This window comes from Mycobacterium sp. SMC-11 (assembly GCF_046250095.1).
In the GTDB taxonomy this organism is placed as follows: domain Bacteria; phylum Actinomycetota; class Actinomycetes; order Mycobacteriales; family Mycobacteriaceae; genus Mycobacterium; species Mycobacterium heraklionense_A.
On the sequence record NZ_CP176430.1, the window covers coordinates 3703727 to 3726947 of the forward strand.

General features: G+C 70.4%; 13 protein-coding genes. 4 read left to right on the forward strand and 9 right to left on the reverse strand.

Annotation, left to right across the window (positions count from 1 at the left end; translation table 11 throughout):
* Window positions 1-234: 234 nt before the first annotated feature.
* The gene (locus ACKY0X_RS17620; RefSeq protein ID WP_409427087.1) at window positions 235-2064 is read left to right on the forward strand and encodes a fatty acyl-AMP ligase; all 1830 of its coding nucleotides are present in this window, start codon (window positions 235-237) and stop codon (window positions 2062-2064) included.
* Between the two features lie 39 nt (window positions 2065-2103).
* On the forward strand, window positions 2104-2943 hold the full coding sequence (locus ACKY0X_RS17625) for a dienelactone hydrolase family protein (RefSeq protein WP_409427088.1): 840 nt from the start codon (window positions 2104-2106) through the stop codon (window positions 2941-2943).
* A gap of 67 nt (window positions 2944-3010) precedes the next feature.
* Here ACKY0X_RS17625 and ACKY0X_RS17630 read toward each other — a convergent pair whose 3' ends face one another.
* The 6 genes from ACKY0X_RS17630 to gjpA (ACKY0X_RS17655) all read right to left on the reverse strand — a co-directional run bounded on the left by ACKY0X_RS17630 (window position 3011) and on the right by gjpA (ACKY0X_RS17655) (window position 17853).
* Window positions 3011-6385, reverse strand: a complete 3375-nt coding sequence (locus tag ACKY0X_RS17630; protein ID WP_409427089.1) for a PGRS repeat-containing protein — start codon at window positions 6383-6385, stop codon at window positions 3011-3013.
* Between the two features lie 66 nt (window positions 6386-6451).
* Window positions 6452-7639, reverse strand: a complete 1188-nt coding sequence (gene gjpA, locus ACKY0X_RS17635; RefSeq protein WP_409427090.1) for an outer membrane porin GjpA — start codon at window positions 7637-7639, stop codon at window positions 6452-6454.
* 549 nt (window positions 7640-8188) lie between these two features.
* Window positions 8189-11575: a PGRS repeat-containing protein gene (locus ACKY0X_RS17640; protein WP_409427091.1), complete on the reverse strand. Its 3387-nt coding sequence runs from the start codon at window positions 11573-11575 to the stop codon at window positions 8189-8191.
* 84 nt (window positions 11576-11659) lie between these two features.
* Window positions 11660-12841 (reverse strand): outer membrane porin GjpA, encoded by a 1182-nt coding sequence (gjpA, locus tag ACKY0X_RS17645; RefSeq protein WP_409427092.1) that lies wholly within the window; start codon window positions 12839-12841, stop codon window positions 11660-11662.
* A gap of 364 nt (window positions 12842-13205) precedes the next feature.
* A complete protein-coding gene (locus ACKY0X_RS17650) occupies window positions 13206-16646 on the reverse strand; it encodes a PGRS repeat-containing protein (RefSeq protein WP_409427093.1) in 3441 nt (1146 codons plus the stop codon).
* 76 nt (window positions 16647-16722) lie between these two features.
* Entirely contained in the window at window positions 16723-17853 is a 1131-nt protein-coding gene (gene gjpA / locus ACKY0X_RS17655) for an outer membrane porin GjpA (protein WP_409427094.1), read from the reverse strand.
* A gap of 305 nt (window positions 17854-18158) precedes the next feature.
* On the opposite strand from gjpA (ACKY0X_RS17655), the gene ACKY0X_RS17660 reads away from it, so the two are divergent.
* Both ACKY0X_RS17660 and ACKY0X_RS17665 read left to right on the forward strand, forming a co-directional pair.
* Window positions 18159-19202 carry an LLM class F420-dependent oxidoreductase gene (locus tag ACKY0X_RS17660; protein WP_409427095.1) on the forward strand — a complete coding sequence of 348 codons (1044 nt, stop codon included), beginning with the start codon at window positions 18159-18161 and terminating at the stop codon, window positions 19200-19202.
* A 56-nt stretch (window positions 19203-19258) separates the two neighbouring features.
* A complete protein-coding gene (locus tag ACKY0X_RS17665; protein ID WP_065040028.1) occupies window positions 19259-21082 on the forward strand; it encodes a fatty acyl-AMP ligase in 1824 nt (607 codons plus the stop codon).
* 16 nt (window positions 21083-21098) lie between these two features.
* Here ACKY0X_RS17665 and ACKY0X_RS17670 read toward each other — a convergent pair whose 3' ends face one another.
* From ACKY0X_RS17670 to ACKY0X_RS17680, 3 genes are all read right to left on the reverse strand, one after another.
* Entirely contained in the window at window positions 21099-21530 is a 432-nt protein-coding gene (locus ACKY0X_RS17670) for a TA system VapC family ribonuclease toxin (RefSeq protein WP_409427096.1), read from the reverse strand.
* The gene (locus ACKY0X_RS17675) at window positions 21527-21754 is read right to left on the reverse strand and encodes a CopG family transcriptional regulator (RefSeq protein ID WP_409427097.1); all 228 of its coding nucleotides are present in this window, start codon (window positions 21752-21754) and stop codon (window positions 21527-21529) included. Before ACKY0X_RS17675 ends, ACKY0X_RS17670 begins: the two co-directional genes overlap by 4 nt.
* Before the next feature lie 66 nt (window positions 21755-21820).
* The gene (locus tag ACKY0X_RS17680; protein WP_409427098.1) at window positions 21821-23221 is read right to left on the reverse strand and encodes a hypothetical protein; all 1401 of its coding nucleotides are present in this window, start codon (window positions 23219-23221) and stop codon (window positions 21821-21823) included.

Here is a 23221-nt window from a genome sequence, read left to right on the forward strand (position 1 = left end):
GAGGAAGATCATATTTAATAAATAGCTGTGACACAAGGCTCAGATCCCAGTTTCACGGCATCTGCGCCGAGCGTTTCGGCACCGATGCGGTCTTTTCGACCCCGACACTTTCTTGGGCTGTTCCCAGCAGGTTGCGGCTAACCCGGCTCGGCTCCGGCCGGCAGCGGTTATGTTGGGAATCCGCACGAAGACCCGAGGCGGGGTCGGCCAGCAAACGACGGTCTAGGTGACGACATGCCACAGGACAGCCCAGCCACCGCGCGCACCCTGGTGGAACTGCTGCGTCAGCAGGCCGATCGCTACCGGGACAAGGTCGCGTTCGTGTTCGCCCCGGATGGTCTGGAGGAACAGGGTCGGCTGACCTACGCCGAACTCGACCGCAGCGCGCGGGCGATAGCGGCGAGTCTGCAGCAACAGGGAGCGGCCGGACGTCGTGTGCTTGTCGTCTGCCGGCCTGGTCTCGACAGCGTCGCGGCCTACTTCGGCTGCCTGTATGCCGGGGCGGTTGCCGTGCCGGTGCAGGACCGGCTCGGGAGGTTGACACTGATCGCCCCCGATGCGCGCGCCGGTTTCGCCCTGGCGGACTCCGCCACGCAGGACACGCTCAGGGCGAGGGTCGACGGTTTGACCAAACGGCCGCTGCGATGGCTGGCCCCAGAGAACCCCGGCGCGGACCCGGACAGCTGGACGCCGCCGGACATCGGCGCCGGCACCACAGCGATGCTGCAGTACACCTCGGGCTCCACCAGGGCGCCCAAGGGTGTCGTCCTGACGCACGGCAACCTACTGGCCAACCTGGTCGCAATCCATGAGGCGTGGGGCGGCGACGACCAGAAGGTCGCAGTCTGCTGGCTGCCCCAGCACCACGACATGGGCTTGATCGGCGGCATCCTGCAAAGCGTGTACGTCGGCGGCACCACGGTGCTGATGTCGCCGGCCGGCTTCATCACCCGCCCGATGCGCTGGCTGGAGGCCATGTCCCGGTACCGCGCCACCATCGCCACCGCACCGAATTTCGCCTACCAGCTCTGCGTCGAGCGCAGCACCGTCGAAGAGCGCGCGGCACTGGATCTGTCGCAGTGGTCGGCCGCGATGAACGGCGCCGAACCGGTTCAAGCCGGCACCCTGCGCGCCTTCGCCGAGGCTTTCGCGCCCGCCGGTTTCCGGCCAGAGGCGTTCCTGCCGGTGTACGGATTGGCCGAAGCGACCCTGCTGGTCTCGGGCGGATCGGACGCCGCCGCACCGGTAATCCGCTGCATCGACCGCAACGCGCTCGGCGAAGATCGGGTCGTCGAGATCACCGACGCCGCCGACGATTCCGGCGTCGTGGAGTTGGTCGGGTGCGGCCGACCCCGAGGCGGTCAGCAGATCGTGATCGCCGACCCGGAGACTCGCCGGCGCCGAGACGCCGAGCAGGTTGGCGAGATCTGGGTCTCCGGTCCGTGCGTCGCGCAGGGCTACCGCGGCAAGCCAGACGACACTGAGCAGACGTTCGGCGCCTACCTGGCCGACACCGGCGAAGGCCCCTTCCTGCGCACCGGCGATCTGGGCTTCTTGCGAGACGGCGAGGTGTTCATCGCCGGGCGCTGCAAGGACCTGATCATTCTCCGCGGCAACAACTACTACCCCAACGACATCGAAAAGACGGTGCAGGGCAGCCATCCCGCGCTACTGTCCGGCCGCGGCGCGGCGTTTTCGGTGACGCCGAAACCCGGCGCCGGCGAACAGCTCGTGGTGGTGCAAGAGATCGGAGCCTCCGGTGACGCTGCGGCCTTCACCCGTGTACTGAAGGCGGTCAACGCGGCGCTCGCCCGCTACCACGGCATCGGGGCCCACGCCGTGGTCCTGGTGGAGCCAGGCACGATCCCGACCACCTCCAGCGGCAAGATCCAACGACAGGCCGCCCGCCAGAAGTTCCTCGACAGAGGGTTCACCGCACTGGCCCAATGGCGCGCCGCGCAGGGCTCCGGCAACGGCCCCGGTGAGCCCCTGGCGGCGGCCCAGACCGCCGCGGCGGCGCAGCGAGCGGTGGCGCTGCAGTACTGGAAGGCACGGCAGGGCTGACCGCTCAACGTCCGCGCCGGCGTGCGTTACGGTCATCAGATGGCCAGCCTCAAGCGCCTTTACGCCACGTTGACCCGACCCGGACCGCACCGCGTCCTGCGCGGAGATCTGGCTTATGCCGGGCTGGCCGGGGTGGTGTACACCCCGCAGTCCGGGTATCGGCTTCCCGCGGTGGCCTTCGGCCACGACTGGCTGACCGGGGCCGATCGCTACGCGGGGCTGCTGGAACACCTGGCCTCGTGGGGCATCGTGGCGGCGGCCCCCGACACCGGACGGGGGCTGGCACCGTCGGTGCTGGACCTGGCCGCCGATCTGGGCCGCGCCCTGGAGATCGCTACCGAGGTGCGGTTGGGGCCGGGTCGAATTAGCGTCGACCGCAATCGGCTTGCGGTGGCCGGACACGGGTTCGGCGGTTCGGCCGCGGTGTTCGCCGCGGCCACATTGTCGGTGAAACCCAAAGCGGTGGCGGCGATTTTCCCGACCGTCACCACCCCGCCCGCCGAGCAGGCGGCGTTGACGCTGGACGTCCCGGGCGTGGTGTTCAGCAGTCCCGACGACCCGAAAGCTCTGCGGTCCAACGCGATCGAGCTGGCACACGCCTGGCAGCCTTCCACCCTGCGCATGATCGACAAGGTGTCGCCAGCGGGCCTGCCGCAGGGCCGCCGGCTGACCGGGTTCTTCGGCTTGCCGACCTCGGATCGGCGCACGCAGCGGCGGGTGCGGGCCCTGCTGACTGGCTATCTGTTGGCACAACTGGTGGGCGACAAGACGTTCCGAGATTTTGCTAACCCGCAGGCGGCCCTGCCTAAGACCCAGGCGCTCGACGCCCTGCCGGAGCCGGTGAGCCCGGAAGAGAAGATCGCCGCACTGTTCAAGTAGTTCTACATACGGCAGCGGCCGCCGAGTCCTTTCAGACCCGACGGCCGCTGCCGTTGTTGTGGGGCGGTTAGCCGCCCGCACCTGCGGTGCCCGAGGCGCCGACCGTGCCGGGTGTCCCGTCCGGGGTGCCGGTACCGGCCGCGCCGCCGGCGCCACCCTTGCCGAGCGCCCCGCCAGCGCCAGGGGTTCCGGTGCTCGCGCCACCGGTGCCGCCGTTGCCGCCTTGGCCACCGTTTGCACCATTGCCGCCAGCGGCCCCATCGGTGCCGGCACCACCGGCTCCACCGACCCCGCCGGCCGCACCAAGACCGCCCTTGCCACCGGCAACACCACCGGTGCCGACTCCACCGGTACCGCCGTTGCCACCGGTTCCGGCCGCGCCACCGTTACCGGCGGCGTTGCCCGCACCGCTGGCCGCGCCGCCGGCACCACCGGTGCCACCGACGCCGCCCGCTCCACCGGTGCCGCTGGCTCCGGTCGAACCATTGGTACCCGAGGTGCTCGTACCGCCCAGCCCGCCGGACCCGGCGGTGCCACCGTTGCCACCGGCACCACCGGTACCGCCGTCGAAGCCGGCACCGTTGTTCGTGCCACCGACACCGCCGGCACCACCCTTACCGCCGGCACCACCGGTGCCGCCGGCGCCGCCGGCGCCGCCGTTACCGGTTCCCGAGGTACCACCGTTACCGCCGGCGCCGGCCGCGCCGCCGTTGCCACCAGTGGTGCCGTTGCCGCCGGCCGCGGTCGTGCCGGCATCGCCGGCCGTCCCTGCGACCCCGGCCCCACCGGTACCACCCCGGCCGCCCGTGCCGCCGTTGCCGTCCAGCGCGCCGGCCCCAGCGTTGCCCGCAGTTCCGCTGGTGCTGGCACCGCCGTTGCCGGCAGTCCCGGCCGCTCCGCCGGCCCCGCCGTCACCGCCGATGCCGCCTGCCAGACCGTTGCCGGCGCTGTCCACGCCACCGGTCCCACCGGCACCACCGGTACCGCCGTTGCCGCCCTTGCCCGCGGCACCGCCGTTGCCACCGTTGCCGGTGTTCGAGGTACCGCCGTTGCCGCCGGTGCCACCGACGCCGCCGGCGGATCCGTTCCCACCGTTGCCACCGGCCGTGCCGGCGACGGTGTCCGTCGCCGTGGCACCGGTCGCACCGGTGCTGCCCGTGCTACCCGTGCCGCCGGTGCCGCCAGCACCACCGTTACCGCCCTTGCCGGCATCCGCCGTGCCACCGTTGCCACCGGCGCCGCCCGCGGCGCCGGTACCGCCGGTGCCCCCGTTACCGCCGTTGCCGCCGTTGGCCGCGAGGGCGCCGTTGCCGCCGGCACCACCGGCACCGCCGACCCCATTGGCACCGCCTGCGCCGCCGTTACCGCCGTTACCGGCATGGCTGGGCGCGACACCGATGTTGTTGGTCGGCACTGCAGTTCCGGCGCTGTTGCCACCCTTACCGCCCGCGCCGCCGGCCGAATCGGCGCCACCGGTGGCGCCGTTGCCGCCGTTGCCGCCGCTGGCGGTGCCGTTGCCACCGTTACCGCCCGCGCCGCCGACACCGACCGCACTGCTACCGCCGTTGCCGCCGTTGCCGCCGATGCTCACCCCGGTGGCCGCACCGTTGCCGCCGGCACCGCCGTCGCCGCCCGTGGCGCCGGTACCAGCCGTGGAGGACGGACCGGATCCGCCGTTACCGCCGTTACCGCCGACGCTGTAGACGGTGCCCGCGGTGAAGTGGTCGCCGTTGACGTCGCGCCAGCCGGTACCGGAGCCACCCGCACCGCCGTCACCGCCGTTACCGGCGGTTCCCGCGCCGGCCAGGCCGGTACCACCACCGGCACCGCCGTTACCGCCTTGAGCGTGGTTGCCGGAGAGCAGGCCGCCGCCGGCGCCGACGGTGCCATTGCCGCCGGCGCCACCGTTACCACCGGTGCCGCCGACGCCGGAACCGGGCGCGCCGCCGGTGCCGCCGTTACCGCCGTTGCCGCCGAAGGTCTGGACGGTGTCGTCATCGGTGGCGCCGTTACCGCCCGCGCCACCGTTGCCGCCTGCCCCCGCGGGCGCGCTGGCAGCGGCACCGCCGGCACCGCCATTGCCGCCGTTGCCCGCTACGCCTTGGACGTTGGCGGCACCGCTGGCGTCACCACCGCGGCCACCGTCACCACCGGCAGCGCCCACGTTGAATCCGGTCGAGGCACCAGCGGCGCCACCGACACCACCGTTGCCACCGTTGGTGACGCCGGCGCCACCGGCGCCACCTGTACCACCGGTACCCCCGGTGCCGTCACCGGCGTTCGCGCCGGCGCCGCCCGCGCCGCCATTGCCGCCCTTGAGACCGTCACCGCCGATACCGCCGGCAGCACCGTTGCCCGCGACACCACCGCTGGTGCTGCTCAGCGGGTCACCGCTGCCACCGCCCGCACCACCGGCACCACCGTTACCGCCGTTGCCGAGGAAGTTGCCGTTCGCGTCCTTGAAGCCGTCACCACCGTTGCCGGCCGCGCCTCCAGCGGCTCCGATACCGGCGTGGCCCTTCTCCCAGAAGTTGCTACCGGCCGCGCCACCGGCGCCACCGGCGCCGCCGTTGCCACCGTTGACGTGGTCGGCCGTGCCAGCAGCGCCGTTACCGCCGGCACCGGCCTTGCCGCCGTCGCCGCCGTTGCCGAGGTTGAAGGCGCCGCGTCCGCCGGCACCACCGTTACCACCCGCGGTGCCGTTTCCGTTGCCGCCATTGGCGAAGCTGCCGGCCACGCCGTCACCACCGGCGCCGCCGGTACCACCGTTGCCGAAGAACCAGGCCACGGAGGCGCCACCATCGCCACCATCACCACCGATACCGCCGGCACCGCCGACGCCACCGTGACCCAGGCCCCATGCGCTCGCGCCACCGTCGCCGCCGGCCGCGCCGAAGCCGCCGGCGCCGCCGTCGCCGCCGTTGCCCAGCCAGCCAAGCGCGGCACCGCCGTTGCCGCCGGCCACGCCGTCGGTATCGCTGCTCCAGCCGGCACCGCCGTCGCCGAACCACAACCCGCCGTCACCGCCATCCGGGTTGACCTCGGTGCCGTCGGCACCATTACCGATCAGGAATTTCCCGGACATGTCGTTGATGGCGTTGTTGACCATCGCGCCGAAGTCGCTGTCGATCCAGGCGGTCATACCCATGTGCAGTGGGGTGTAGAACCACTGGTCGAGGATGGTGATCATGTCGAAGGCGGCGGGATCGAAGGCCGCCAGTCCGGGGTCGACATCGGTGGTGACGTCGGCCGGGGTGAGCCAACTGAAGTCGAACAGGTCCTCGAAGCCGTCGGCCTGGGCCGCCGGCGCGCCGGCCAGCGGGGCCATGCCGAAGGCCAAGAACGCTGCCACCGCGCTGCCGGTGCCGACCGCCCGGCTGCCGCGCCGCGCTCCGGCCTGAACTTCTGAACCCGGCTGGCTACCGGTGTGACGACGAGTCATTGCGAATACCTCTCCTGATGAAAAGTTCGGCTAGTAGTGAAAGTTGGTGGGAGGACGAGCGACGGATCAGCCGACCAGGCCGAGGTCGGAGAACAAGTCGCCGAAGCTGAAGCTGTCCGCCATCGCGCTGCCCGCACCGCCGTCGTCGGCGCCGTCGTCGACGACGAAGCCCTCGGGCGCCGGGATGCTGAAGATCGGGTCCTTGCCGCTCCACGAGCCCCAGCCGAGCTGCGAGCCGATGACCTGCGACAGCCCCAGCAAGGCACCGAGCGGGCCGATCGCGTCGCTGGGCGCGTCGATGGTGGGCGACAGCGCGACACCGGTGTTGAGGTTGAAGCCGATGCTGTTGAAGATGGAGCCGCCGGATGCCGGCGCCGTGGCGATCTCGTTTCCGTCGGCGTCCAGGATGTGCATCGGGCCGGCCGTGACGTGACCGCCGGTGCTGAACCATCCGCCGAAGGCGAAGTCCAGGTGCGTCAGCTCCATGGGCTCCGGGAGGACACCAGCGCCGTTGATCGCCGGCAGCAGACCGTCCAGGTTGAGGGTGGCGCCGTTGAGCGAGGCGTCGAACATGTTCGCCGGGATGTTGATCAGGCCCTGCAGCGCCCCTGACGTGTCACCGTCACGCAGCGCCTCGGAGATGTCCTCCCAGCTGTTGCCCAACGCGACCCAGGGGGCGATCCAGGGGCTCACCGAGGCGAGCATGATCGCGCTCATCGGCGAGCCCAGGAAGTTGATGATCGGGGTGAGCGTCGCGGCCTGATCCTCCGGCAGGAAGCCCGGGACCTGGTTGAAGATGATTTCGTGGCCACCGCTGAGGTTGCCGATTGTGTAGCTGCTGTCCATCGTGTGGCGGATGACGTCGTTGATGGTGGCCTGGTCGGCATTCATCAACGTGATGGCCGACCACGCGTTCTTGAGGTCCGTCTGGATCGCGCTGACCATCGCCGGGATGGTCGACGGGTCGTCGATCATGCTCTGGATGTAGCCCTCGACGTTATTCGTGAACTGGGTGAACCCGATGTTGGGCGCCGCGTTGTAGGAGGCCATCATCTGCGCGATGTTCTCCTGGGCGGTGTTGTACGCCGCGACATACGGGGCGGTCAGGTCGGAGAAGCTGAAGTCAGCGGTCAGCGCGAAGTCACGGGCAATGACCATGTGGTTCGCCGGCATCACACCGGGGGTGGCGGCGATCAGGCTTGCGCCCACTATCGCGACACCGGCGGTGGCGTAGGGGCGAAGGGCTTGCTGCATCAATTTTCTCCTCACAACGTGTCGCCGCACCCTGAGGCGCAGGTAGGACCAGAGGCAACATAGCTAATATTTAACTTAGAGGCAACTGGAAACGTGAATTGCCCCGCAAGCGGGAAAAAATGTGATTCCCACCTCGAATCGGCCGGCATGAACCCCCATTGACCTGCAGTTAACGGTCACGCTAACGCTAGACTCCCGCACTCCAAACCTCCGGAAGCTTCGTTCACGTAAGTGGACTTATCCGACATGCTGTGAACTGCCTTAGGAATGGCGATTAGCGTAAGCAAGCACCCCGGACCGGGGCGAATCCGCATGGCCGATAACTTGCGCCCGCTTCGCAGCATGGTTTCGTTGGTGGATCAGAGGCTGGAAGAGGTGCGCTGAACGCCCTTCGAGTGGACTCCCGAGGTCATATCTGGCTCTAAGGCCGTTCAAGTCGCGCGGGGACAAGCCACGCCCGCCCGGATCGAAGGCGAAAACCACACCAAAACGACCACGGTCGCCGAGCCCACGAGGGACTCGGCGACCGTGGTCGCGTTCAGGTATCGGCTAGGCGCCGGGCGCCCCGTTGGTGCCCGGGGTACCGGGGGCGCCGTTGCCGGCACCGCCGGTTCCGGTGCCGCCGGCGCCGGCCGCCCCACCAGCACCGCCGGGACCACCCGGAGTGCCACCCTTGCCGCCGTTCGCGCCATCGCCGCCGTCGCCGCCGGTGTTGCCAGCGCCTTGGGCGGTACCGCCCTTACCGCCGGCCCCGCCATGGCCGCCGGATCCGCCGGCCCGATCAGCACCATCGCTACCGGCCGTGGCGCCGCTGCCACCAGCCCCGCCGATGCCGCCCTGACCGCCGGTACCGCCGACCCCGCCGTTACCGCCGTCGAAGCCGTCGCCGGTGGCGTTGGTGCCGCCCGTGCCGCCGTTGCCGCCGGCACCGCCCGCGCCGGCGAGGCCGCCGGCACCACCGGCACCGCCGGTGCCGCCCGTCGATGTGCCACCGGCACCACCCTTGCCGCCGTTGCCTCCATCACCGGCCGCACTGCCGTTGCCACCGGCCGCGTTCGAGTGGTTAGCGCCCGCCGCACCGGCACCGCCGACCCCGCCGTTACCGCCCGCCCCGCCGGCACCGCCGTCACCGTCGCCACCGACCGTTCCCGCGGGGCCGCTGGTGCTGGTACCGGCCGCACCGCCAATGCCGGCCTTACCGCCGATCCCGCCGTTGCCGCCGTTACCGCCGTCCAGGCCCTGGCCGCCGGCCCCACCGTTACCGCCCGCACCGCCGGCTCCGCCGGTGCCGCCGACTCCGCCGCTGCCGGCGGCACCAGTGCCCGAGGTACCGCCTGCCCCGCCGTTGCCGGCACTGCCGCCGTTACCTCCGTTGGTGCCGTTGCCACCGGCCGCGCTCGCCGAGCTGGCGCCGTCAGTGCCGGCAGATCCGGCCCCGCCGTTACCGCCGGCACCACCGGTGCCGCCGCTGCCGTCGAGCCCCTCGGTTCCCGCGGCACCAGCGGTTCCGCTGGTACTGGCGCCACCCGCACCGGCCGCGCCACCGTCCCCACCGGCACCGCCCTTACCGCCGTTACCGCCGGCCAGGCCGTTGCCATTGGCGTCGGTGCCACCGTTACCGCCCTTGCCACCGGCTCCACCGGTGCCGCCGACTCCGCCGTTACCACCCTTGCCACCGTCACCGGTGGTCGCAGTACCACCGGCACCGCCCTTGCCTCCTGCGTTTCCGGCCGAGCCGTCACCGCCGTTACCGCCGGCCGCGCCGGCCAGCGCGGTACCGGCCGCACCGGCCGCGCCGGCCGTGCCGGCACCGCCGTTACCGCCATTACCGCCATCGGCCGTGCCGGTAGCGGCGCCGCCGTTACCGCCCTGGCCGCCACCGACACCACCGTCACCACCGTTACCGGCGTGGCCCGTACCGGGCGTGATTCCGAGTGGGTTGCCGACCGCCGCCACCGCGCTGCCGCTGCTCGCACCGCCGTTACCGCCGGCCCCAGCCGTACCGCCCGGAGCACCGGCAGCGCCACCGGCACCACCGTTCCCGCCGATGACCGTGCCGCTGCCGCCGGCACCACCATTAGCGCCGTTACCACCATTCGTCGTGCCGCCGGTGAGGCCGGCACCGCCGGCACCCCCGGCACCGCCGGCACCGCCATTGCCACCCACGCTGACGCCGGTGGTCGCGCCGGCTCCGCCGGCACCGCCGGCACCGCCGTTACCACCTGCGAAGCCCAGGAGGCCGGACCCGCCGCCGCCATAGCCACCCGAGCCGCCGTTGCCGCCCCGGCTGTAGACACCGACCCCGTTGTTCCAGCCGGTCGCGCTACCGCCGGCGCCTCCAGCACCGCCGTTGGCGCCTGAGTAGGCCCCGATACCACCGTTACCGCCGTTACCGCCGGCGAAGGTGCCGGTACCGCCGGAACCACCGGCACCACCGTTACCGCCGAGGCCCTTGGAACCGAACCCGCCGTTACCGCCGGCTCCACCCGCTCCACCGGTGGTCTTGACGGTGGCATCGTTGGTGGCGCCGGCACCGCCGGCACCGCCGTTACCGCCGGCCCCGGCCGCCCCGGTGCCGTTGCCGCTACCGCCGAAGCCGCCCTGACCGCCGGCCCCGCCGACGCCCGCAGCAAGTGCGGAACCAGTGGCGGCACCGCCGGCACCGCCATTGCCGCCGGCTCCCCCGGTGCCGGTCCCGAAGCCGCCACCGCCCGTGCCGCCGCCACCGCCAATACCGCCGTTGATGCCGGCACCGCCAGCACCGCCGGCACCGCCGTCCGCTCCGGTGCCTTGCTTGGCGCCGTAGGTCAGGCCGCCGCCTTGACCGCCGGCACCGCCAGCGCCGCCGTTGCCCAGGAACTTGCCCCCGCCGTCCTTGGCCGCGTCGCCGCCGGCGCCGCCGGCACCACCGGCCGAACTGGCGCCGAGCTGGCCGGCCCCGCCGAGGGGGCCGTTGAACTTCTCACCGCCGACACCGCCGGCGGCGCCATTACCACCGGCGCCACCGATACCGCCGTTGAGGTGGGTGGCGTCACCGGCAGCGCCCGCACCGCCGTTACCGGCTGTGCCGGCCGCACCACCGTTGCCGCCGGCGCCGAAGGTGTAGCCACTGCGGCCGCCGTCACCGCCGACGCCGGCGTTGCCGCCCCCGGCACCATTGCCGCTGCCGCCGTTGGCGAAGGTGCCGGCCGCGCCGTTAGCACCGTCACCGCCGGCACCGCCGTTACCGCCCGTGCCGAAGAACCAGGCCACCGCGGCACCGCCGTCACCGCCAGCGCCGCCGTTGAAGCCGGCGGTGATGGCGTCACCGCCGGCACCGCCGTTGCCGCCGAGACCCATGAACCAGCCACCCGCGCCGCCGTCACCGCCGGCCGCGCCGGCGCCGCCGGCTCCACCGTCACCGCCGTTACCGATCCAGCCGAGGGCGCTGCCGCCGTCACCGCCGGCAACACCGGCCGCGTCGCTGCTCCAGCCGGCGCCACCGTCGCCGAACCATAAGCCCCCGTCACCGCCATCGGGGTTGACCTCGGTGCCGTCGGCACCATTACCGATCAGGTACAGCCCGGAGATGTCGTTGATGGCACCGTTGACCAACTCGCCCAACGGGTTATTGATCCAGAACTCCATCACCATGTGGAGCGGGTTGTAGAAGAAGTTGGTGAGCAGGTCCGTGCCGAAGTCGGCTGCGGGCATGGGTTCGAAGTTGAAGCTGAAGTCCGCCGGCGAAGCATCCGACTGGGGGAACAGGTCGGAGAGCCAGTCGAAGTTGAACAGATCATCGACGTCGGCCTGCGCCGGGGGCGCGGACGCCAACGGCGCCATGCCGAACGCCAAGAACGCGGCGACGGCGCTGCCGGCGCCGGCCACCCTGTTGCGGCACCGCGCGCCACTTCCGGGCTGAGTGCCACGCTGGCTGCTGGTGTGACGACGATTCATTTTCGAACACCTCTCGTGTGAACAGTCCTGTTGAGCGGTTGTGACTTCTCAGTTCGGGTCATGCGATGTGCGGGCTGTACGGGTTTACAGACCCAGGGCATCCAGGAGGCTCGTCCAATCGGCCGCATCCCCTACGCTCGAGCCGGCACCGCCGTCATCGAAGAAGTCGGAGGGGACGACGGGGAAAGAGAAGCCGGACAGCGGCGGCTCCACGGGCGGTTGGCCAGGGTTCTTGCCGTCCCAGTTCCAGGCAGGCCCGCCCAGCAACCCGGTGATGGCCTGCTCCCAGCCCATCATGGCGCCGATCGGGCCGACCCCGTGGCTCTCAACGGTGAGCGTCAGCGGTTGCCCCAGAAAGCCCGACGCGTCGATAGCGAGGCCGACGCTGTTGAAGATCGAACCGCCAACCGCGGGCACCTCGGAAACGATGTTTCCGGAGGCGTCATAGGTGGTGTACGCCGCGTTGGCCACCGAGCCGGGCGTAAGCAGGCCACCGAACGCGAAGTCCAGGTGGGAGATGGTGCCGGGCGGCACCACGCCGTCAAGCATCGGCAGGATGAAGTCGAGGTTGAGGGTGGCGCCGTTGAAGAAGGCGCCGGTCATGTTGGCCAGGATCTCGTTCAGGCCGTCGCCGTCGTTGATGCTGTTCATCAACGCGATCCAGGGGCTTATCCCCGGCCCGATCATCCCCATGATCATGCCGCTCATCGGTGAGGAGATGAAGTTGATGATCGGCAATATCGCGTCGGCATCGGTCCCGGGCGGCAAAAAGGCCGGCAACAGTGCGGGCAGGAGTCCGAACAGCAGGGAGTGGCCGAGGGTGAAGGTGGATAGGTCAGCACCCCCACTAAGGGTGTGCAGAATCGTGGTAGCGGCGGTCGGGTCATCCGCGGCGATGCCGAGCATGGTGTAGGCGTTGTTCACCGCGCGCAGATGCTCCTGCATCTCGTTGACCACGTCGGGGATCTTCGACGGGTCGTTGAGGATCTCCTGGAAGTAGCCGTACTGGTTGGCGATGAACTGCTGGAACGCCACGAACGGCGCGAGGTTGAAGTTGTTGGCGAGCACCGTGGCGTTCTCGGCCGCGATGTTGTACTGCTCGATCCACGGCGCCATCGCGTCGGTCAGGAAGCTGGTGAGCGCGACGTCGCGGGCCTGGGGTACGTCGGGCAACGACGCGACCGCCGGGGGGACGGTGATCAGGGTGGCGCCCACGATCGCGACACCCGCCGTGGCGTAGGGGCGAAGGGTTTTCTGCACAGCCATCTCCTTTGGTGAGGTGCCGCCCTCGGCAAACGCCTGGAGAAGCTGTGGCGCTGCCGTGTTGCTCCTGGATTCACACTTATTCACTGATGTGAGACGAAACACTAACCGTGAGTAACTTAAGGCACAAGCACCTTCGTCAAATATTTTTCCTCCGTTTTCAAAGCTCACAGGCGTTAACTTTCAGATATCTCGTGATCCTGCATAATCTTCGCCTGAGAGTAGACGGTCGTCCTTTTTCGGGCAGGGCACATGCCCGCAACAGGTCTAGTCAATGTGATATGGGCAAATCGGTGGACGCCCCGCAAACGACGGTCGCCGGGCCCCCTTTGCGGGGACCCGGCGACCGTGAGGTGACGCGGTGTAACTAGCTGCCGGGATTGCCCGGGGTGCCGGCGGTCCCGTCGGCGCCCGAGACGCCGGGGTTGCCGTTGGGGGTGCCGGTGCCGCCCGCACCCGCCGCACCACCGGTCCCGAGCGTGCCGCCGGCGCCGCCGTCGCCGGGGGTGCCGGTGCCGGCCGCATTGCCGCCGTCGCCACCGTCGCCGCCGTTGCCACCGCCGCCGCCGTTCGCACCGGCGCCGCCGCGCCCCTGGTTACCGCTGGTGCTGGCGCCGCCGTTGCCGCCGGTGCCGGCGCTGCCGCCCTTACCGCCGCTACCGCCCGTGCCACCGTCCAGGCCATTGCCGTTGGCGCCGGACCCGGCGCTGCCGGTCCCGCCGTCGCCGCCGTTGCCACCGTGGCCTCCCGCACCGGCCGCGCCGCCGGCGCCGCCCGTGTTGGCGTTGGAACCGCCACCGGCCCCACCGGTACCGCCCGTGCCGCCGGCCCCGCCGTTGCCGCCATCGTCACCAGGCTTGGTAGGCACGCTGGCACCGTCGGTGCCATTGCCGCCGGCCCCGCCGGCGCCGCCCGCGCCGCCCGCGCCACCGAACAGGTCGGTCCCGGTGGTGCCAGCGGTGCCGCTGGTGCTGGAACCACCCGCGCCGCCGGTGCCGCTGTGCCCGCCGATGCCACCGGCACCGCCGTTACCGCCGGCCAGTCCGTTGCCGTTGGCGTCGACGCCGCCGGTACCACCGGCACCGCCCGAGCCGGCATCGCCGCCCTGACCGCCCACGCCGCCAGCACCACCGTTGCCGGTGCCCGAGGTGCCGCCCGCGCCACCGTTGCCGCCCTGACCGCCGGCGCCACCGGCCTGGCCGTTACCGCCGGCCGCGGTCGCCGAGCTGGTGCCGGCGGCGCCGTTGCCACCGGCGCCACCCGTACCGCCGAAGCCGCCCAGACCGCCGTCGCCGTCGGTGGCCGCGGCGCCGTTGCCGGCTCCGCCGTGCCCGGCCTGTCCGGCAGCGCCGCCGGCCCCACCGATACCGCCGTTACCGCCGTTGCCGCCGGCCAGACCAACGCCCGTGGTGGGGTCGTTGCCGCCGGCACCGCCGTCGCCACCCGCGCCACCGCGGCCACCGGCACCACCCCTGCCGGCGTTGCCGCCGGTCCCGTTCTCCGAGGTGCCGCCGTTGCCGCCCTTGCCGCCGGCGGCGGCGTTGGTGCCGTCGCCGCCGACGCCTCCGGGCGTGGTTCCGCCGGTGCCGGTCAAGGCGCCGTTGGTGGTCGACCCGGTTTCGCCGCGTGCGCCCGCGCCACCGACGCCGCCGGTGCCGCCGTTGCCGCCGTTGACGTCACCGGCGCCGTGGCCCCCGTTACCGCCGACCCCACCGACGCCGCTGGTGCCGTTGCCGCTGCCGCCGATTCCGCCGGTACCGCCGTTACCGGCGTGGCTGGCCCCGAAGCCGGCAGGGTTGCCGACGGTGGTCTGCACGCCACCGCTGTCGCCGCCGTTACCGCCGGCTCCGCCGACTCCAGCAGCCCCGTGCTCGGCGTCGCCGCCCTTGCCGCCAACGCCACCGTTGCCGCCGGAGGCGGTGCCGTCAGCGCCGTTGCCAGCCGCGCCGCCGGTACCCCCGACCTGGTCGCCGTAACCTTCGGCGCCGTTGCCGCCGTTGCCGCCGTTGCCGCCCACGCTGACCACACCGGCGCCGGTGGCACCGGCCCCGCCGTCACCGCCGACACCACCGTTGCCGCCCACACCAGAGGCACCGATCAACACGCCCGAGACTCCACCACCGCTGCCACCGGCACCACCGTTGCCGCCCTGGCTGTAGACGGTGCCGTCGCCGGCCTTCCAGCCGGTGCTGGTACCGCCGGCACCACCATTCCCGCCGTTGCCGCCGGTGCCGCCGGTGATCGTGGAGCCGCCGGTACCGCCGAAGCCGCCGGTCCCACCCTTGAAGGTGCCCGTGCCGCCGGCGGTTCCGTTGCCGCCGTTGCCGCCCGTCAGGCCCGCACCACCGCCACCGCCGGCACCGCCGCTGCCGCCGACGGTCTTGATGGTGGCGTCGTCGGTGGCGCCGTTGCCGGCCGCGCCGGCATTGCCACCGGTGCCGCCGGCGCCTGCCTCACTGGCCCCGCCGGTGCCGCCGCGACCACCGTCGCCGGCGGTGCCGGTCACCCCGACCGCACCGGTGGCGTTGCCACCGACACCACCGTTTCCGCCGGTGCCGCCCGCGTTGCCGCCGACCGACGAGCCGCCCTGACCACCCTGACCACCGCCGCCGCCGTTGATGCCTTCGCCGCCGTTACCGCCGGCGCCGCCGTCACCGCCGACGTTGCCGTTACCGCCGTAACCACCGAGGCCGGCCCTGCCCCCGTCACCGAGGAAGGCGCCGGTGGCGTCCTTGAAGCCCGCGCCACCGCTGCCGCCGACACCACCGTCGCCGCCATCGCCGACCTGGCCGGCCGCACCGAGGAGCGGGGAGTTGTAGAAGTTGGAGCCGCGGGCGCCGGCCGCGCCGCCCGCGCCTCCCAAGCCCTGGTTGAACGTGGCCGAGCCTCCGTTACCACCGTTGTGGTGGTCGGCAGTGCCCGCGGCGCCGTTGCCGCTGTCGCCGGCAACACCGCCGGCACCACCGCTACCGCCGTTGCCGAACAGGTAGCCCGAGACCCCGCCGGCACCCCCGGCGCCGCCGTTGCCACCGATTCCGCCGTTACCGGTGCCGCCATTGGCGAAGCTGCCCTGCGCGCCGTTGGCGCCCTGGCCGCCGGCGCCGCCGGCCCCGCCGTTGCCGAACATCCACGCCATGGCCGCTCCACCGTCACCGCCGGCACCGCCCATCAGACCGTTGCCGTTGGCCGCCAGGCCGGCGGCGTCACCGCCGGCGCCGCCGTCGCCGCCGTGGCCCATCCAGACGCCACCGATACCACCGTTGCCACCGGCGGCACCCGCACCACCGTCACCACCGTCGCCACCGTTGCCGAAGCCCAAAGCGTTACCGCCGTTGCCGCCGGCCACCCCGGCCACATCACTGGACCAACCAGCACCACCATCGCCGAACCACAACCCACCGTTGCCGCCGTCGGGATTCTCCGCGGTGCCATCGATACCGTCACCGATCAAGTACTGCCCCGAAATCGTGTTGATAGCGCCATTGACCATCTCCCCGAACGGGTTATTGATCCAGAACTCCGTCAGCATGTGCAACGGGCTGTAGAACATCTGGTCAAACAGCGTGGCGATGTTGAAATCACTGAACGCCGCGGACATGTCCCCGAAATCGAAGGCGTCCGCCGAGCCGGCGACGTCGACGGTTGCGGCCGGTGCCAACCAATCGAAACTGAACAGATCCTCGAAATCGGCCGAAGCGGCCGGCGCCGGCGCCAACGGCGTCATACCGAACGCCAGAAACGCCGCCACGGCGCTGCCGGTACCGATCATGCGGTTGCGGTGCCGCGATGCGGCCTTGCCTTGCGTCATGCGAATGCCTCTCGTGTGAAAGTCGTTTTGGGGTAACAGGTTTGGGTGGGATATACGCCTGGAGCGGATGGGCGGGCTACAGGCCCAAGCCCGCGACCAGGTCGGCGAACCAGTCGGTAGCCGCAGCATCACCGGCGCCGCCGTCATCGAGATCGGGGATCAGCGGCAGGTCGGACCCGGCCAGCGGCGGAGTGACCGGCACCGCGCCCTTGCCGTCCCAGCCCGAGCCCAACAGCGCACCGATGGTCTGCCCCAGACCCAGGATCGCGCCGATCGGTCCGATCGCATTGCTGTCGATGCTGATGCTGCCCAGCACCGGAACACCGGTCAGGTCGATGCCCACGCTGTTGAGGATCGAGCCGCCCACCGCGGGCGTTTCGGCGACGACCTCGCCATTGGCGCCGAGCACCTGGTAGGGGTCGATGGCCACATGGCCGGCGCTGAGCAGGCCGCCGAAAGCGATGTCCAAGTGGCCGATTCCCAATCCTGCCGGCAGCATGCCACCGGCGACCTCGTTGATCATCGGCAGCAGGCTGTCCAGGTTGAGGGTGGCGCCATTGAGCGAGGCCCCGAACATGTTGGCCAGCGTCTCGGAGAGACCGTCATGGTCGTTGATGCTGTTGAGCAGCGCGACCCAGGGAGCGATCGCCGGTCCCAGCGAGCCCATGATGATGCCGCTCACGGGCGAGGCCAGGAAGTGGATGATCGGGATGAGATCCGCCGGGAACATACCGCCCGCGATCGACGCCAACGGGCCCGCGAACAGGTCATACCAGCCGAAGGTGAAGTCCGCCGAGTTGCCGGCCGCCAACGTGTGGCTGAGCACGATGTTGAGGGTTTCCTCGGAGGGATTGCTCAGGGCGTACCCCGTCAGCACGGCGTCGAGGTTGTGGCGGATCTGCTCGGTGACAGCGGTGATGTTCGCCGGGTCGTCGAGCAACTGCTGGGCGTAGTCGTTCTGGTTGGCGATGAACTGCTGAAACGCCACACCCGGCGCCAGATAGTAGTTGTTCAGCATCTGGGTCAGGTTCTGCTGTGCGGTGTTGAACACCTCGTCCCACGCACTGTTCGCGGTCAGCGCCACATCGCGCGCGGTGCTGATGTTTGGCGGCGACATCGCGGCCGGGGTGGCTGCGATCAGGCTTGCGCCCACGATCGCGACGCCGGCGGCGGTGACGTAGGGACGAAGGGTTTGTTGCACAGCCATCTCCTTGTTGTTGGGTACCGCCCTTGACCAGCGCCTCGAAGGCCGTGGCGCCGCCGTATTGCGTCTGTGGTCACATTTGTCCACGGATGTGAAAGGCGACACTACCGGTGAGTAACCTTAGAGGCAAGCAAATTCGTTAGATGTTTTTCCAGCGTTTTTGAAGCTCGATCCAAGCACTGGCCTTAACTTGCCTGGTCAACTGTAAGTAAAACCTGAGACCGATCGGTGGACTTGTTGCCGATATGGCGCACCACCGAAGCCGTTGCAGTAGGTCGCAGTAGGGAGTGCCGTGGTATGCCTGTTGAGTGCGGATCGGTGTACAGCTGGCCTATGCGGGTGGGTTCAAGGAAGCGGTAGAGCAGGTCGTCGCGCTGGAGCGAGTCGGGATCGACGTGGTCTCGGTCGCCGAGGCCTATTCGTTCGACGCCATCAGCCAGCTGGGCTACCTGGCGGCCAAGACGTCGCGAGTCGAGCTCCTCACCGGTGTTCTGCCGATCTACACCCGAACGCCCGCACTGCTGGCGATGACGGCCGCCGGCTTGGACTACGTCTCCGACGGCCGGTTCGCCCTGGGGCTGGGCACCTCGGGCCCGCAAGTGGTGGAGGGCTTCCACGGCGTGCCGTTCGACGCACCCCTGGGCCGTACTCGCGAGGTCGTGGAGATCTGCCGGGCGGTGTGGCGCCGCGAACGCCTCAACTACCACGGGAAGCACTACCAGTTGCCCCTACCGGCCGACCGTGGAACCGGACTGGGCAAGTCATTGCAGTTGATCAATCACCCGGTGCGCGAGCGGATTCCGATCTCGATCGCCGCGTTGGGGCCCAAGAACGTCGAATTGACCGCCGAGATCGCCGACGGTTGGCAGCCGGTGTTCTTCTACCCGGAACGATCCAATGACGTGTGGGGCGAATCCCTGAAAGCCGGTGCGGCCAAACGTGATCCGGAGCTGGGACCGCTCGACGTCATCGTGGGGGCGTCGCTGGCCATCGGCGATGACGTCGAGGACCGGCTGGCATGGGTGAAACCGCAGCTGGCGCTCTACATCGGTGGAATGGGCGCCAAAGGTCGCAACTTCTATCACAACCTGGCCACCCGTTACGGCTTCGGCGATGTCGCGGATCGCATCCAGGAGCTTTACCTGTCCGGACGCAAGACCGAGGCGATCGACGCGGTGCCCGACGAGCTGGTGCGCAACACGTCGTTGGTCGGGCCGCGGGGCCTAGTGGCCGAACGGCTGGCCGCCTACGCCGACGCCGGGGTGACCACGCTGCTGGTCGGCCCGCTGGCCACCGGACCCGACGAGGCGCTGCGCTACGTCGAGGAGCTGCGCGCCCTGGTGCCGTCCTGACTCGGCGCGCGGGGGCCGGGTGTGGTCCAGAACACCCCACACGCCAAAATGGGCCCATGGAATTCACGCCCACCGTGACCACCCCCTTTGCCGAAACCCTGGTAGAGCTGCTACGGCGGCAAGCCGAGCGGTTCGGCGACAAGGTCGCCTTCAGCTTCTCCTACAACGGCGACGACGACGGCCGCAGCGAGCTGACGTTCAACGAGCTGGATCGCCGCGCACGCGCGATCGCGGCGAATCTGCAGCGCTACGACGTCACCGGCGAACGGGTGCTGGTGCTGGTGCGGCCGGGCTTGGACTTCATCGCCGGGTTCTTCGGCTGCCTGTACGCGGGCGCCGTGGCCGTGCCAGTGCACCAGAAGCTGGCGCCACGCCTGCAGGTCGTCGTCCCCGACGCCCAGGCCCGGTTCGCGCTCACCGCCGCCGAGAAGAGCCAGGACACCCGGGCCGCGGTCGCCGGGATTCCCGGGGAACCCGAGCAATGGTTCTTCACCGACGCCGGCGCCGACCCCGACACCTGGGTCGCCCCCGATATCGATATCAACTCCCCGGCCGCCATCCAGTACACGTCGGGTTCAACTCGCTCCCCCAAGGGCGTGTTGCTGAGCCACGGCAACATCCTGCACAACTGCGATGCCATCCGTCAGGCCTGGAACGGCGACGAGAACGACAAGGGCGTCTTCTGGTTGCCCCCGCACCACGATCTGGGTTTGATCGGCGGGATCTTGTCGATGCTCTACGTCGGGGTCAGCACGGCACTGATGTCGCCGACGGCGTTCATCAAGCGCCCGATGCGCTGGCTGGAACTGGTGTCGGCGCATCGCGGCGTGATCACCGCCGCACCGAACTTCGCCTACGACCGGTGCGTGGAGACCAGCACCCCCGAAGAGCGCGCCGCACTGGATCTTTCCTGCCTGCGAGTCGCTATGAACGGCGCCGAGTCGGTGCGTGCCACGTCCCTGGCGGCGTTCGCCGACGCCTTCGCGCCGGCCGGCTTCCAGTTGTCGTCGTGCTATCCGGTCTACGGGCTGGCCGAAGCCACTCTGCAGGTCGCGGCCGGATGTGCTACCGGCACGCCGGGGGTGCGTTACCTGGATCGCGTTGCGCTGGAGCAGGACCGCATCGTCGACGTGTCGCCGGATGACCCCGCCGCCGCGACGTTCGTGGGCTGTGGTCAGCCACGCCAAGCTGACATCGCGATCGTCGACCCCGTGACCCGCCAGCCCTGCGGCCCCGACGAGGTCGGCGAGATCTGGGTCGCCGGACCCAATGTCGCGCAGGGCTATTGGAACCGTCCGGAAGAGACGGCGGCGACGTTCGGAGCGGTGCTGGCCGAGCCGGGCGACCCTACGCGCGGCCCGTTCCTGCGCACTGGCGACCTCGGATTCCTGTGTGCCGGTGAGATTTTCACTACCGGGCGATGCAAGGACCTGATCACCATCGACGGTCACAACTACTACCCCAACGACATCGAGTTCACCGTGCAGCAATGCGACCCGGTGCTGGTGTCGGGCCGCGGGGCAGTCTTTGCCACCGACGCGCCGCCCGGCGGTGTCGAACAACTTGTGGTCGTACACGAAGTGGACAGTGCGCGAGCCGGTGAGACCGACCTCGACGCCGTCATCGAGTCGATTCGGCTGGCGGTCGCCACCCATCACGGGATCGCGGCAGACGCGGTGGTGCTGGTGCATCATGTGTCACTGCCCACCACCTCGAGCGGCAAGGTCCAGCGCGGCCAGTCCAAGCAGAACTTCGTCGAGGGCAAGCTGGCGACCGTCGCCGAGTGGCGTACACCCACCCGGGAACTGTCGCTGGAAGAGCTGGAGGCGGCCGCCAAGATCGTCTCAACACTGCAGTCCTGGGGAGCCCGCCAAGGCTGAACGACGCGCCGGGGACCTAGCCGGAAGCCAGCGGGTTGATCCAGCGCAGGCCGGGGAAACGTTGGAAATCGGTGTCGGCAGAGGCGAGTGCGACGCCGTGCTCGATCGCGAGGGCGGCAAGCTGGGCATCCGGTACCAGGTTGCCGGTGACATCGACCTGCGTACAGATCTTCGCGTAGGCCTGTGCCGTCGCTTCGGTGGCGGGCGGGATCCACACCACCGGGACCGCTAACCAGTCCGAAACGTGCGTCCACGCTTCGGGCCCGGTCAATGGGTTGGCGGCCGCCCTGGGATGTGTGACGATCCGCAAGAACGCGCCGATGGTCTGCCACGGCAGCCCAACCCGGTTGGCGCCGTTCAACGTTTCTTCCAGCCACGCTGCGGCCACCGGATTGTGTTTGCTATCGGCATCGACGGCGTACAGCAGAAGGTTCGCGTCGACAATCATCGGTCGCCATCGAGGAGGTCGAGCACCTCGGCCACGTTGCTGACATCGACCTTCAGGCCGATCGGCGCGGTGCGATGACGGTATCGATACTCGGGGGCGCTGGCCTCTGCGGCGATGCCGCGGCGGGCAAGCAGGTTCAGCGCCTCGCTGATACCCAGACCCCGCCGGCGAAGCCGCTCGATCTCGGCGGCGACGTCGCTGTCGATCACCACGGTGGTTCTCATATCGAGCATGGTACTCCTTACGCATCATGATGCGAGACTTAACGCATCATGATGCGATTGCTCGGATCACTCCCCCACCTGCGGTAATTCCTCGGCCGCCATGTCACACGGCGTCTTCGGCGGGTTGGCGTCTGTCGGCTCGGCAGCCGGTTCGGCCTCGCCGTCTCCGGTGTCGTCTACGGGTTCGGAATCCCCGGCGCCGGGTGCTGGCTCCACTGCGACATCGCCGATTGCCGCGTCCCCCGCGGGGTCCTCGGCGTCGGACTGCTTGGCCGCCTCCACCGCCGGTTCGGTCTCCGGTTCGGTCTCCAGCTCGGACTCCGGCTCGGGGTCGTCGGAGTCGGTGGGCTCGACGCCTTCCCGGATTGGATCGTCGAACGGTTCATCGAACGCCTGGCCGGCGCCGGGATCGCCGAGCGCATCGACAAGTCGCGGGATCAGCCCGCCTAGGCCGGCGAGTCCGCCGAGCCCACCGCCCAGGCCACCTGGTAGTCCCGCCGACGGCATGCCCAGGTCGCCGGGCAGGCCGAGCGCGCCCGGCAGCCCCAGATCACCCGGTTTATGCGGCGGTTCCAGCTTCGCCTCTCCTTCGTCGAGGCTCGCTAAACCACCGGGTTGGTCATCGAGTGGTCCGGCGGGAGCAGCGTTGTGCACCGTCTGCGCCGGTGGATCCGGCGCCACCTGGGCCGTGTGGGCCGGCGAAACATCGAGTGGGCCGGAGATCGGCGCAATCGGGACAGGCACCGTGGGCACCGCCATCTCGGGTCGAAGCACCGGTCCCAGATCCCCCGGAATCGCGAACACCACGCCCGCCCCAGGATCAGCCGCCGCTATCGCGGCGCCGTATGCCGCGGCAATCCCGTCCCGCGCGGTTCGGATGGCCGTCACCCACTCGCCGCGAACATCGTTGTCCACGTAGGGAATTACCTGATTGTCTACCACCGCGGCGGCACCCTCCTCGCCGGTGCCGGAGCTCACCGCGTGGGCTGCCGCCAGCCAGGACTGCCGGTGCGCACCCACCCGCTCATCGACGGCGACCATCGCGGCCACCTTGGCGTCGACCAACCGCCACAGCTCATCACGCAGCACACCGCAACCCACGGCCGCCGCACGCAACCGGGCCGTCAGCTGTGCTGCGGCGTCGCAGTGCTGACGCAGGAATTCCGCGGCCACGTCGCCGCCCGGCCCCCGCCAGGCATTGGCCAGCTCTACCAGTTGCTGTCGTTGGGTACGCAGTGCGTCGTCGGCGGTGTCGGCGAGTGCATTCAGTGCGGCACAGTCACTATCGAGCGATCGCAGGTCCAGGCCGGCTTCGCTGTCGTAGCGGCCGGCGAGCTGGCCGTCGTAGCCGGTGAGCTCCGGATGCCGGTATCCCCGTCGATAGCACGCCGACACATAGGTCTGAGTGTGCATGACCGCCTCGCGCCCCTCGGCCAGCCGGGTGGACACGTCATATCGCTGGGCCAC